The following is a 12,613-nucleotide window of genomic DNA, read 5'->3' as shown; positions in this document are numbered from 1 at the left end:
TCTGCGCCAACTGTTAAGATGGTTAATCAACCGTTAGGTTGATTCGCAAGCTCATTACATACTATTTAGTCTTACGACTAAAAATTTACTTCTTTTTACTAAAGTAATTAACTGGTTTAGCAAAATATTATTTTGCTATTCTTTACCTATTTCTCTGTTTAATTTTCAAAGACCAATTTGTTGTTTTTGTATATTCGTCAATCACTGACGACTTCTACTACTCTACTAGACATTTCTTGTTTTGTCAACAAGTTTTTAAAAATAATTTTCATTTAAAAATAAATCGAACAACAATCAACATTTAGCTTACTGCGCCGCTGCTTTACGACGACAAGGAGTATTCTATCATATACCTACTATATTATATTTAAAGTAGCCGAGTAAAATCCACAATTATATGCAACATTCTCTATAATACTACTAATTGTTAGGTTTCTTTTACCCTGATACACTAGGGTTAGTATACTCTGTTTTTATTAAACTTATACTTGCTTTATTGAATTACCCATACTTGAAATCACGAGTATGCGTGTTTCAGGTATCAAAACGTTATAAATCATCTTGTACTTCCTTTAAAAAGACTTCAACCATATTTTTTTCACATTCAAATCCTAGTGCTTTTAATGAACTTTGTAATGCTAATAGAGTATATGCCATTTTATCCTTCCTCGCATTTTCTCCCATATGTCCTATTCTTATTACTTTTCCTTGTAGATATCCAAATGAACCAGCTATAAATACATTAAATTCGTCAATCATATGTTTTAACAATTCTTTATCATTTATTTCCTTCGGAATTTCTATAACTGTTACAGTATTCGAGTATCCTTCTTTAATGTATAAATTAAGGCCCACTTCCATTATAGCTTTCCTTGTAGCTTTTCCAATAGCCTCATGTCTTTGAAGTATACCTTTATCATCTAATATATTATCAATAGCCTGCCTAAGTCCAACAATATCACTTATTGGTGGTGTATAAGGAAACCATTTATTCTCATAATAATCTTTCCATACAAGTAGATTACAATAATAAGATGCTATAGGGGTTCTTCTTTGCTGCATTAATTTAAATGCATCTTCACTTATACTTATGAAAGTAAGCCCCGCTGGTGCAGAAACACATTTCTGTGAAGCACCGAGTGCTATATCTATTCCCCATTCATCTACTCTAATATCTTCTCCACCCATAGCTGCTACACTGTCCACTACAGTTAATATACCCTTTTTCTTTAGCAAATGGCATATTTTATCTATATCATTTAGAACACCTGAAGGAGTGTCACAATGCACTATTGTAGCATATTTAAATTCATGATCTTTTTCTAGAAACTTTTCTAATTCAATTATATCTATATTACATTTTCTATTACCTTTAAAAAAAACCGCTTCTCCACCATATAGCTTAACAAAATCTGCAAATCCTTCTCCAAAAATACCATTATCAATTACTAACACCCTATCATGAATTTCAGTTAGCGATGCACATGCAGCTTCAAGCCCTAAAATCCCCTCACCACTTAGTACTCGAACTTGGTTATTAGTTTTTAAGAACTCTCCTATCTTTTCACAAGTTTCTTTGTAAAATTCATAAAATTCCAAATCCAAATCCGGATTAGTAGTAACTAAAGACCTTGCAATTCTAACGTTTTCTCTTACCTGCGTAGGTCCTGGAGTCATTATCTGAGACACTTTCATATTTGCCACTCCCTTTAAATTTAGTTTATATTGTTAAATATTATATCACTATTAATAGATATTGAAAATTGTATGCATACAATAGATTTTGAAAATTTAAAATATGTATACTCTTTTTGTTTTTTGTCAATATTTGTAATATAGTGAATTGTAATATTTTCAAATAAGTATTTCACAAAATTAAAAGTAGGTGTAAATAAATGAATATTAAAAGCGCTCTTATTAGTTCTAATTTTAAATTAATTACTATAATTTGTATTTTCATTTGTGTACTAGCCATTAGGCCTTCTAGTACTTTAACTCCCGTACCTTATAATGACTCAAGGATAATAACTTTAGAAGAAATTTTACCTACCCATAACTCTACAATATCGTTTTCAAATAATTTAGCTTCTTCTGCGAGCTTAGAAGTAGTTGATAGTCAAGAGATTACTTTAAGTCATGGTGATACAGAAGATATTAAAATTGATATCTCAAAGTCTAATATAACTAATGAAACTCAAGTTGTTAATACTCACCTACCAGATTATTTAATGTACAAAAATGTGCATACAACAAATTTAAAAGATTTTTTAAAATCAAGAAATTCTCTTTTAGCTGAAGAACCCTATTTTTCAATAATACTATCTGTTAGCAAAGATTTTAATCTAAATCCCCTTGTTTTGTTTGCTATTACAGGGCAAGAGCAATCTTTTGTCCCCAAAAATAATAAAAATGCTTATAAAATTGCTAACAATCCCTTTAATGTATTTAATAGTTGGCAAAAGTATAATACTAACATTGAAGATGCTTGTACAATCGCTGCAAGAACTTTGTCTAACCTAAGCAAAAACAAACCTAATAATATAGATGCTCTTACTTGGATTAACAGAAAATATTCTCAAGATCAGAACTGGTCAAAAGCAGTTCGGTCCATATTTAAACAAATTGAAAATAATGTTTCTTATCTGAAATAAATTAAATATAAATATCTTTTAACGTGATTTTATTAATACTAGCAGTAAACTCACAATGTAGGTTATGCTTGAAAAAATCAATGACACTATTAGAAAACCTATAAGCACAATGTTATATTTCAATATATTTTTTTCCATACCAAATCTTGTGAATCCAAGCACATTTATAACTCCAATTACTAGGAATATTATAATTAATCCCTTAGAAGCACCTTTAATATCTGCAGAACTTAATGATATATGAGATGAGATAAATATAGCCAGTAACAAAAACACTATAAAGTATGGATTTGCAAAGTTCCTAATGGTGAAAATAGATGTTATTAACTTAATATAAGAATTCAATATTCCATTTATAGTTGCACCATCTAACTTAGTTATATCCAAATTGTTCATAGATATAGCTATAAATTCATTATATGCCCTTGGAATTATAATCCGCATTAAAGCAATTATAGAAGCAATTCCTCCTAATATAGGGGCAATACCGATGAAGAAATTACCTATTTGTTGATATACGTTGTTAGGGTTATAAGAATGATTAACATATCCAAGTACTCCATTTTCATCTCTCTTTTGTAATAGTACGACTTTTACAATTTTGTGGCCAAAAATAAAACAAAAGATAGTATGAGAAATTTCGTGTATAGGAACCCCTATAATAGCAGTTATCGCAACTGCTTTCCATCCAAAACTCTTTTGGAAGTTTGCTATTGAACGCTCCCTTAAAAATCCGAGAATAAATCCTACAAGAATTATCATCCCAGTCATATATAGCGTATCTACCATTGTCTTTATTAATAAGTGCGTCAAGTAATCCATTAAATCACCCTTTCAGATTTTTCTTACATTAATATCATCATATACTTCTTATTAATCTAAATGAGATATATCAGCCTCTATTATAATTTCAATTTTTGTACCCTGTACTTCTAATACCGTTAAACATGTGTCATACATAAATGGTGGCTTCCAAAAGTCCTCCAAAGAACGATTTTTTATTATTAAATAGAGAGCCTTTATAACAAGTGTATGTGTTACTATTAATATATTTTCACAAGTTGTATTAATTATAATGTGCTTTAATACCTGTTTTACTCTTTGAATTAATTCTTCAAATCTTTCCCCATCTATAGTTTCATATAAATGAGGTTTGTTCCAAAAATTATACTGCTGCTGCGTATACAACTCTTTTATTTTTTCATTCTCCATACCTTCATATACTCCAAACCCCATTTCTTTTAAATCTTCAATAATAGTAATTTCTGTAGTCTTATCTCCTCTAATATAATTTGCTGTATCAATCGCTCTTCCTAAAGGACTACAATAAATATAATCAAATTCTATATGTTTTAAACTCTTCCCAAGCTTAATAGCATTGTCCACACCTTTTTTCGTTAAATTAGAGTTTTTCCATCCCTGCATCCTACCTTGTTTATTCCACTCTGTTTCTCCATGCCTTGTTATATATATATTCAAATTTCAAACCACCCTTTATATATTAGAAATCAGTCATTTCTTTATTAATACTACAAACAATTTTAACATATAAAATAATTAAAAGGAAAAATCTAAATCTTTGATTCCTTATACAATGATTCATAAGAAAATACCCCCTAGGATTTTTTGATCCGTTTACGACAAGTGTAGATGATAGCTTCCTTATAAAAGTGGAGATGAAATACTAAAGGAAATGCGACAATTTTCGGAAACACCTGTAATCAGTATTTCTGCAAAGGACATGATTGGCACAAAGATTGATTTCTTTAAATTAGGGGCAGATGACTATATTACAAGACCTTTTGATTTAGGTGAAGTAGTAGCACGAATAGAATCCAATTTACGGCGTTCCCACAAGCAAACACAAGAAATTAAGGTCTTTCGGTATAAGGACTTAGTGCTAAATGACAAGGCAAAGTCTTTACAAAATCTACCCTCTACGAATCTATTTGGAAGGATGAATATTTTGAGGATGATAATACTGTCAAAACCCATATCAGCAATTTGCGAAATAAACTAAAAAATTCAAATCCAAATGAAAAATATATTGAAACAGTATGAGGACTAGGCTATCGTGTATACAAGGATTAATTATCACTTTCATAACACTTTTCTTAAAATTCTTAACCTTTTCTAAACCTTTGAGTTTTATACTAAAAGTAGAAAGGATAGGTGAACAACAATGAATAAACAGATTTTAACAAGGAAATTGAGGATGAATTATTAGATCTTGTTGGGATTTCTGATACAAAGAAAAAGAAAGCAAAGAACTTTTCTCTTGGTATGAAGCAGCGCTTAGGTATCGCTATTGCTCTGCTTGGAAAGCCTGAATTTCTTATTTTGGATGAACCTATAAATGGGCTTGACCCATTAGGTGTTGTAGAAATACGCAATTTACTAAAAAAAATATGTGAAGAGCGGGAAATGACAATTCTAATTTCGAGTCATAACTTACCCGAGCTCTATAAAACTGCTACTGATTACATTATCATTCACAAAGGCCAAATCAAACAGCACCTAACCCTTACACAACTTGAAGAACGTTGTAAACATCACTTTTTAATAAAATGCGATCAACCAGGAAAACTTGTGAGTATTTTGGAAACGAAACTAAATACAACCAATTATAAAGTTATGCCGGATGAAACCATTAAGCTGTTTGATTATCTGGAGGAAAAAGAACGAGTATCAAGAATCCTCTTTGAAAATGGGATTATGGCTACAAACTTTTCAAATGAGGGCGACACTCTTGAAGATTACTTTATTTCTATAGTTGGGAGTGATAAAAATGTATAATCTGATTAGAGCTAACTTATTTACGTTACACAAATCAATTACATTTAAGATACTTTTTATAATAACAACTCTAAGTGCATTGGCCATGGTGGTGATTTCGACAATAAAATAATCCATGACGCTATTGCAAGTGGCTACAGTAGGGGTACTGTCATAGTAAGTAAGTCAATTGTATTTTGTTGCGCCGTAGTGCTTCTTCTGCTTCCTTATGCCGTGATAATATGCATTGCACTTAGTACAGGTTCTAAGTTTAGCATGGGTAAGATATCAGTGGGTTTCCTGCATATACTGACCTCAGAAGCTGGTATAGTCTTTTCTACATCAGAAATGTGGAAACTATTGGTTGTTATGTTAACGTTGATGATCATATATGCGGCACAATTAAGTGTCTGTGTACCAATTGCTTTTATACTTAAAAAACCAGTGCTTGTGGTTGCTATTTATTATGGATTTACATTTTTTTGCTCTCAGTTGGCGGGATTAAGAGGTAGTTCCATCATTTTTGATGGTATTTTCGACTGTACGCCATTTGGAGGTAATTACACTTTTATTACATTGGATTCAGTAGCGGGTGACATCTTCAAGGCAATCGTTGTTAGTTTGATATTTATTATTGTAATGCTTGCTGTTACGTACTTTGCATTTAGAAAATCTGAAATTAAATAGCTGAAAGGTTGGTGGTGATAATGCTTACAATTGTGTTTGGAACTTTATGTATCTTGTTCATTATATATATTATTTATATTCAAATGCAATTGCACAATATCAATCGGTTAATAACTAAGAGACTACGGGAAAAGACTAGGCAGCCGATTAGTTTAGAGCTAATCAACAGTGACCTAAATACTCTGGCTACCAATATCAACAGATGTTTAGCCAGAGAAGAAAGATTGTGTATTGATAGTATAAAAAGAGAAAAGTGTTTTAAGGAGCTGATTGCGAATATGTCCCATGATTTGCGTACACCGCTTACTGCTATAAAGGGGTATCATCAACTTATGGAAAAGGGTGAAATGACCGACAATAAGGGAAAAAAACTTGGAATTGCGCAAAAACATACCGCAGAATTGGGACAGGTGATTGAACACTTTTTTGAGTATTCATATCTCATAAATTCAGAACCAGAAGTAAATATGGAACGAATTAATCTTACGAATCTTGTGACAGAGTGTCTTGCAGCATCAGTTCCCATATTCGAAGAAAATTGCTGAATGGATTGCTTGATGTCCAAGTGAAGCTACCTTTATTCAATAATAAATCAGAAAATCTTTGATGAAAGAATTAAGTTATTGATTTTTGTGCAACTTTATTTTAATTTAGTCAGGTCTTTATTTGGTGGAGCAGGTTTCTTTTTTAATGCGACACAAATATGCATAATTATAGAAGCAGCAAGTCCCCCAGAAGTATCAACCAATACATCTCTAAATGCAGGTCCTCTGCCTGGAACAAAAGCTTGATGCAACTCATCAGAACATGCATACACAAACACAATTAATATAGGCAAAATAAAACTCTTAATATCTGTATTTCCTTTTATATTCATAGCTCTATATGCCAGAATATACAAAATAAAATATATGATAAAATGTGCTGCTTTCCTAATTATAAAATCACATAAACCTCCAAGTATACTATTTAGGTCTAATCCAAGTGAATTAAATAAATATATAATAAATTTATTATTTTGATTTGATACTTTTGCTGGTTGACTAGAAAAGATAAATATTAAAACCATCCACCCTATAACCAAAATCCAATTAATATGTTTTTTCTTCATACTTATACCCCTCAAGCATTTCACTTTTTTTTGTTAACCTCTTGATTATGATTCACTTAAATCTTCTTGTCAATATTGTATATTAAGTTATTCATTTTTTTTGCATGTGTGAAGTATTTTTTTGCATGTTGACAAATTAAAACTTGCACGTTATAATAATTACAAGTTATTTTTATAAAGACTGTGACGAGAAGAGTATATGTAGGAAGTAGTCAAAGCGAGTGGATTATAGTGGAAGTTCCATACGATGCCTATATTGAAAAACATCTCTGAGTTTCCAGCTGAAATCCTTGTGAAATTAGGTATGGACGGAGCCTAACCGTTATATATAGGGCAGTATCGAAACACTGTTTCCGTACTGATTACGAGTGAGCTTTTTGAAGCTAATTTAGGTGGTACCACGGAAGTTTAACCTTTCGTCCTATAACAAGGATGAAGGTTTTTTGTTTTTTGTTTTAATATAAAAAAATATATAGCATATCCATGCTAATCATCACAAAAAAATATTAGGAGGTATTATTTATGATAACTTATAAAAACCAACTTGCAATTCCAGATAAATACGATCCACTTCTTGGACTAAAGGATACGGAAATTGCTATTAAACAGGTAAAGGATTATTTTGAAAATAGAATAGCAAAGGAATTAAATCTTACAAGAGTATCGGCTCCTCTTTTCGTAAAATCTGATACTGGCCTCAATGACAACCTAAATGGTATTGAACGCCCTGTTTCCTTTGATATGAAAGCTATATCTGATACAAACATTGAAATTGTACATTCACTAGCTAAGTGGAAACGTATGGCTTTATATAGATATGGATTTGATGCAAATGAAGGTCTATATACTGATATGAATGCTATAAGGCGAGATGAAGATTTAGATAACCTCCATTCTATATATGTAGACCAATGGGACTGGGAAAAGGTTATTCTTAAAGAAGATAGAACTTTAGACAAATTAAAAGAAATTGTAACTAATCTGTATAAGGTTTTTAAGGGTACTGAAGATCATGTTCACAAATTATATCCTAAAATAGAAAAATTTCTGCCAGAGGAAATTTTCTTTATAACTACGCAAGAACTTGAGAATTTGTATCCTTCTCTTACTCCAAAAGAAAGAGAAGATGCCATTTGCAAAGAAAAAACCGCAGTATTTATCATGCAAATTGGTGGCACACTAAAATCTGGAGAAAAGCATGATGGTAGAGCTCCTGACTATGATGATTGGTCACTTAATGGAGATATTGTATTCTGGTATCCCATACTAGAAAAAGCCTTTGAACTATCCTCTATGGGAATAAGAGTCGATGAAATAGCGTTAAAAAAGCAGCTTAAACTAGCTGGTTGTGAACAAAGAAGCTCATTTGAATTTCATAAACTTTTGCTTGAAGGTAAACTCCCATATACTGTGGGTGGTGGAATAGGCCAATCTAGAATATGTATGTATTTCTTAAATAAAGCTCATATTGGCGAGGTCCAGTCTTCAATATGGCCAGATGAAATGATAGAAGACTGCAAGTCAGAAAATATAATTTTACTTTAACCACATTAAAAACACCGTAAATAACTAATTTATTTACGGTGTTTTTGTAATATTTATAACTTATTATTATTTAAGTTTTACTGCGGTTCCATAAGCTATAACTTCTGCAGCGCCCTGCATTATAGCACTAGTTGCATACCTTATGTTAACAATACCATCAGCGCCCATGCCTTCTGCCTCTTCTACCATACGTTTTGTCGCTATAGCCCTAGCCTCATTCATCATTTCTGTGTAACTACTAATTTCTCCACCAACCAAGGTTTTAAATCCGCTTAAAATGTCTTTACCAATGTTTTTTGACCATACTACCGAACCTTTGGCCATACTAAGAGTCTCTAACTCTTTACCACTAATATAATCAGTATTTACTAATATCATCTTCGTCACCCCTCCTAATTTCTTTTATCCTTTCATACATGTTGTAAATTAAAACGCCTATAATTGCTATGAAAATAATCGTTAAAATAATCATTCCCAGAGGTACTAAGAAAGATGGTGCTCCCTCTTCTGCCATGGAATAAACTATACCTCCCGCATAGAATCCAGCTATTATGATAAAAATTAGTGTTATAAATACAGTTATAATGATTTTCTTCATTTTAACCCCCATATAAGAAAATGTTATTATACATATAATAACATAAATCACAGACAATTAAAATTATTACTTTAAAATTATCCTTATTAATTATACTTAGAGTTTTATAGTGTTTTAATACATTAAATGATAAAATATGTATTATAAATATATTAGCATCTATATAAAAAATAAATATTAAATTGTAATTTCAAACAAAAAAAGGGGGATTATTTAATGAAAATAAAAACTAAACGTACTCTACTAATTTTAGGACTTTTAAGTATGTCTATGCTTTTAGTGGCATGTATGCCGGGAGATGGTAGTTACTCTAAGGCAAGGCCTGCAAACTTCTTATCCGGTATTTGGCATGGATGGATTGCACCCATATCTCTATTTTTAGGTTTATTTAATCGCGGTCATCGTGTTTATGAGGTTTTAAATTCTGGATGGTGGTATGATTTCGGATTCTATATTGCAATTATTAGCGGTTTTGGTGGACTTTCCTTAAGTCGTAAGAAGAAAAAAGATAAATAGTACATTCAAAAATTTTCTATTAACTAATAGTAAAATTAATGGTAAACTATTTATAATCGATGTATATAGTTTTAATGTACATTATCGGATTTTTTTAAGTTTTATTATATTTCTTACATCTATACTCCATGTGATAGATGTAAGAATAAGATTGGAGGTTAAGCTTTGATTAATTCTAGAAAACAAATAAGTACTTCTACTTTAGAATCACAAAATTTATTTCAAGATATATTTATTCCCACAAATAGACGACCAGGTTTTATTAGATCCAAATCACCCAATATACCCATATATTTTTATAGATATATTGGTATTAGCGATAACAAGGAAATCTATTATGAGAATTTACATAAACTAAACAATGAACTAACTGAGCTAAAAAACTTATATTTGAACTTCACCTCTGGAATACCAGTGATACCTTTAGCTGCACCCATAGCTCAAATTCCATGGAATGAACTCCTTACATCTGATTTACATAAAAGAAAGGATTTAATTAGCCTTCTTAAGACTAAAGGATTATTTCCGAATTTCAAAAATAGTTTTTTTAATGATTATATACAAAATAGTTTTGATGAAACCACCGCTATTTATCTGAAAAATAAACATAATATCTCAGAAACAGTGATAAAGAATTTTGCTGTTAAATTTCTAGGATGGATTAACGAATTCACCCCAAAATTATTTGAAGATTGTAATTACGACCCAATGCACGAAGAAGATATAAGCAATCCTAAAGTACTTTTTTTTGGCGAGATAAAAAAGCATGAAGTATATTTTTTAATATTCTTATCTAAACTAGGCTGTGATGTTATTTATATTAATTCAATGTCCGATATAGTTTTTCCCGAAGTTGACAAGGGAAATATATATTCAAAAATTATAAAATTACCAAAGACAGAATCTATAGTAGCATTTGATTCCAACTCAAAACACAATTATAAGAAAACTAATAAGGAAGTTTCTAGTGAACTCAAAACGACTATTCCTAAAAATAACCAACCATTAACAGAAAATAAAAGTCCATCTTCCCATATAGTTTTTAAAGATTCTATTAATATTGTACTTAAAAGCAGTATGAATATATTTGATGATTTAATCTCGCCTGTAAATAAGAGAATTGGATTTTTAAGCGGTGCTTCGCCTTTTATCCCAGTATATTTTTATAGATATATAGGAATAAAACAAAACGAAGACGATTATTACAATGACCTATTTAAATTAGACAAAACCCTAAGTATCTTTAAAGGATTATATTTAAAATTTACAGACGGGATACATATAAGCACTAATTCTAAATTAATTACAAGTAGTCAAAATATATGGCAGTACGTAGATCCCTTTGACGCTTCGCTAACAAGTAAGCTTGCTACACTATTTATGGAACACAAAGTTTTCCCAGGTAATAATAAAGCTTTAAACTCATCTATGGCAAATAGTTTTAGTTATGTACTAGATTTATACTGCAAGGAAAACAAAAATTTAAACTTATCTAAAGTTAAAAACTTTTGTTTAAAATTACTTTCTTGGGCTCATGATTTTGTTCCAACCCTTATGAAGAATTTCGACTTTCAAAATGCATCAACAAATGATATTTTTAATCCTAAAATTATGTATTATGGAGACATTAAAAGACACGAACTTTTGTTTTTAGTTTTTCTATCCAGAATCGGATGCGATGTTATATATATAAATACTTTCTGTGATAAAGTTTTACAAACTTCCGAATATAGTGACACATTTTCAAAGTCCACTGAGCTACCATATAAAGGTGATTTAAAAGAATTTCCAAAAGAAGAGCTTCTAGTAAGACAGGAAACCATTGCCCTAAAAGCCTCAAATGAATTATCGAATAAACTTTATACCGATGATGATGGTTTTTATAAACCTTGGCAATTTGAAAATTATAAAACTCATCCTAGCACACTTAAAACTACCTTTTATGAACTTAAACTTTTATGGAATGAAGATTCTGCCTTACGTACAGGTTTTAAAATAGAGAATGGTACTGTATACATACCAAACTTATTTGCAAAAATTAGTGGGGTACATAGTGATTTGAATTTATACTGGAAAGATTTTTTCGGACTAAAATCACCAGAAAATACGCTATTTATACCTAACATCCCTTTTACTAATATAACTTACTCTAAAACGGATTTATACTCCTTAGCATTTGTACTTGATACTAGTGGTTTTATTGATAAGAAAAAACTCCTAGCTCATAGCTGTTATAGTTTTTCTTATTTAAAAACTTCTCTGCAAGATATTATTTTTGAAAAAATAAATTATTTAATGAAAACTGATATGCTAAAAAAAATTATCGATAAAGAATTCAAATTAAAGATTTTAATGACTATATTAAATATTGATAAAAATATACTACAGCTAATTCAGCAGTATGATTATCCTTCAAAAGTACCTAAACTTCTTATTTATGATAATAATGAAAGTATTTTCAGTGATGATGATGCTATTATGCTATGTTTCTTAAACCTATTTGGAATAGATATCACTATACTTACTCCTACTGGCTACAATAACATAGAAACGAAAATCAATGAGAAATTTTATGATATTCATAGATTAGAACAAGTAAATTTCAATTTACCACTACCTAATTTTAACGATGAAAAAAAATACACTCACGAAAAAGGAAAAGGCTTTTTATCTAATATTTTTAATTTTAAATAATAGTGAGTATAAATATAAATAACAAGTCAGTATGAG

At 30.3% G+C, this 12,613-nt stretch carries 13 protein-coding genes, 1 pseudogene and 1 other annotated feature; of the genes and pseudogenes, 8 read left to right on the top strand and 6 right to left on the bottom strand.

What is annotated here, in order from left to right:
• Positions 1 to 549: 549 nt before the first annotated feature.
• Positions 550 to 1,695, bottom strand: coding sequence for a pyridoxal-phosphate-dependent aminotransferase family protein (locus tag ACREWB_RS03110; RefSeq protein ID WP_431546026.1), 1,146 nt, complete (start codon positions 1,693 to 1,695; stop codon positions 550 to 552).
• Positions 1,696 to 1,895: 200 nt separating this feature from the next.
• Here ACREWB_RS03110 and ACREWB_RS03105 point away from each other — a divergent pair, with 200 nt between their 5' ends.
• Positions 1,896 to 2,651 (top strand): hypothetical protein, encoded by a 756-nt coding sequence (locus ACREWB_RS03105; protein WP_431546025.1) that lies wholly within the window; start codon positions 1,896 to 1,898, stop codon positions 2,649 to 2,651.
• 18 nt (positions 2,652 to 2,669) lie between these two features.
• On the opposite strand, the gene ACREWB_RS03100 is transcribed toward ACREWB_RS03105, so the two are convergent.
• On the bottom strand, positions 2,670 to 3,473 hold the full coding sequence (locus ACREWB_RS03100; protein ID WP_431546024.1) for a hypothetical protein: 804 nt from the start codon (positions 3,471 to 3,473) through the stop codon (positions 2,670 to 2,672).
• A 51-nt stretch (positions 3,474 to 3,524) separates the two neighbouring features.
• A complete protein-coding gene (locus tag ACREWB_RS03095; RefSeq protein ID WP_431546023.1) occupies positions 3,525 to 4,130 on the bottom strand; it encodes a histidine phosphatase family protein in 606 nt (201 codons plus the stop codon).
• A 178-nt stretch (positions 4,131 to 4,308) separates the two neighbouring features.
• Between ACREWB_RS03095 and ACREWB_RS03090 the strand changes: the two are divergent.
• The 4 genes and pseudogenes from ACREWB_RS03090 to ACREWB_RS03075 form a co-directional block, all read left to right on the top strand.
• Positions 4,309 to 4,712: pseudogene (locus ACREWB_RS03090) on the top strand (response regulator transcription factor); the annotation flags it as partial.
• A gap of 147 nt (positions 4,713 to 4,859) precedes the next feature.
• Complete coding sequence (locus tag ACREWB_RS03085; RefSeq protein WP_431546029.1) at positions 4,860 to 5,447, top strand: ATP-binding cassette domain-containing protein; 588 nt, start codon at positions 4,860 to 4,862, stop codon at positions 5,445 to 5,447.
• Between the two features lie 213 nt (positions 5,448 to 5,660).
• Entirely contained in the window at positions 5,661 to 6,113 is a 453-nt protein-coding gene (locus ACREWB_RS03080; RefSeq protein ID WP_431546022.1) for a hypothetical protein, read from the top strand.
• A 20-nt stretch (positions 6,114 to 6,133) separates the two neighbouring features.
• Complete coding sequence (locus tag ACREWB_RS03075; RefSeq protein ID WP_431546021.1) at positions 6,134 to 6,658, top strand: histidine kinase dimerization/phospho-acceptor domain-containing protein; 525 nt, start codon at positions 6,134 to 6,136, stop codon at positions 6,656 to 6,658.
• Between the two features lie 95 nt (positions 6,659 to 6,753).
• Here the strand turns inward: ACREWB_RS03075 and ACREWB_RS03070 are convergent, their stop codons facing one another.
• The gene (locus ACREWB_RS03070) at positions 6,754 to 7,224 is read right to left on the bottom strand and encodes a VanZ family protein (RefSeq protein ID WP_431546020.1); all 471 of its coding nucleotides are present in this window, start codon (positions 7,222 to 7,224) and stop codon (positions 6,754 to 6,756) included.
• Positions 7,225 to 7,398: 174 nt separating this feature from the next.
• Positions 7,399 to 7,651, top strand: a binding site (T-box leader).
• A 95-nt stretch (positions 7,652 to 7,746) separates the two neighbouring features.
• Here ACREWB_RS03070 and asnA point away from each other — a divergent pair.
• Positions 7,747 to 8,769: an aspartate--ammonia ligase gene (gene asnA, locus ACREWB_RS03065; RefSeq protein ID WP_431546019.1), complete on the top strand. Its 1,023-nt coding sequence runs from the start codon at positions 7,747 to 7,749 to the stop codon at positions 8,767 to 8,769.
• 66 nt (positions 8,770 to 8,835) lie between these two features.
• Here the strand turns inward: asnA and ACREWB_RS03060 are convergent, their stop codons facing one another.
• Together ACREWB_RS03060 and ACREWB_RS03055 are read right to left on the bottom strand one after the other, a co-directional pair.
• Positions 8,836 to 9,147, bottom strand: coding sequence for a YbjQ family protein (locus tag ACREWB_RS03060; protein WP_431546018.1), 312 nt, complete (start codon positions 9,145 to 9,147; stop codon positions 8,836 to 8,838).
• Positions 9,128 to 9,367: a hypothetical protein gene (locus tag ACREWB_RS03055; RefSeq protein WP_431546017.1), complete on the bottom strand. Its 240-nt coding sequence runs from the start codon at positions 9,365 to 9,367 to the stop codon at positions 9,128 to 9,130. Before ACREWB_RS03055 ends, ACREWB_RS03060 begins: the two co-directional genes overlap by 20 nt.
• Before the next feature lie 264 nt (positions 9,368 to 9,631).
• Between ACREWB_RS03055 and ACREWB_RS03050 the strand changes: the two genes are divergently transcribed.
• Both ACREWB_RS03050 and ACREWB_RS03045 read left to right on the top strand, forming a co-directional pair.
• Positions 9,632 to 9,883, top strand: coding sequence for a hypothetical protein (locus ACREWB_RS03050; protein ID WP_431546028.1), 252 nt, complete (start codon positions 9,632 to 9,634; stop codon positions 9,881 to 9,883).
• 165 nt (positions 9,884 to 10,048) lie between these two features.
• The gene (locus ACREWB_RS03045) at positions 10,049 to 12,577 is read left to right on the top strand and encodes a YceG family protein (RefSeq protein ID WP_431546016.1); all 2,529 of its coding nucleotides are present in this window, start codon (positions 10,049 to 10,051) and stop codon (positions 12,575 to 12,577) included.
• Positions 12,578 to 12,613: the final 36 nt, after the last annotated feature.

It is taken from the genome of Clostridium sp., from assembly GCF_050717635.1.
Lineage (GTDB): Bacteria > Bacillota > Clostridia > Clostridiales > Clostridiaceae > Clostridium_AD.
This window is presented reverse-complemented; position numbering and strand designations above follow the sequence as displayed.

Coding starts and splice junctions, on each gene's coding strand:
- ACREWB_RS03110 (WP_431546026.1), bottom strand. CDS start 1,695: ATGAAAGTGTCTCAGATAATGACTCCAGGACCTACGCAGGTAAGAGAA.
- ACREWB_RS03105 (WP_431546025.1), top strand. CDS start 1,896: ATGAATATTAAAAGCGCTCTTATTAGTTCTAATTTTAAATTAATTACT.
- ACREWB_RS03100 (WP_431546024.1), bottom strand. CDS start 3,473: ATGGATTACTTGACGCACTTATTAATAAAGACAATGGTAGATACGCTA.
- ACREWB_RS03075 (WP_431546021.1), top strand. CDS start 6,134: ATGCTTACAATTGTGTTTGGAACTTTATGTATCTTGTTCATTATATAT.
- ACREWB_RS03070 (WP_431546020.1), bottom strand. CDS start 7,224: ATGAAGAAAAAACATATTAATTGGATTTTGGTTATAGGGTGGATGGTT.
- asnA (WP_431546019.1), top strand. CDS start 7,747: ATGATAACTTATAAAAACCAACTTGCAATTCCAGATAAATACGATCCA.
- ACREWB_RS03060 (WP_431546018.1), bottom strand. CDS start 9,147: ATGATATTAGTAAATACTGATTATATTAGTGGTAAAGAGTTAGAGACT.
- ACREWB_RS03055 (WP_431546017.1), bottom strand. CDS start 9,367: ATGAAGAAAATCATTATAACTGTATTTATAACACTAATTTTTATCATA.
- ACREWB_RS03050 (WP_431546028.1), top strand. CDS start 9,632: ATGTCTATGCTTTTAGTGGCATGTATGCCGGGAGATGGTAGTTACTCT.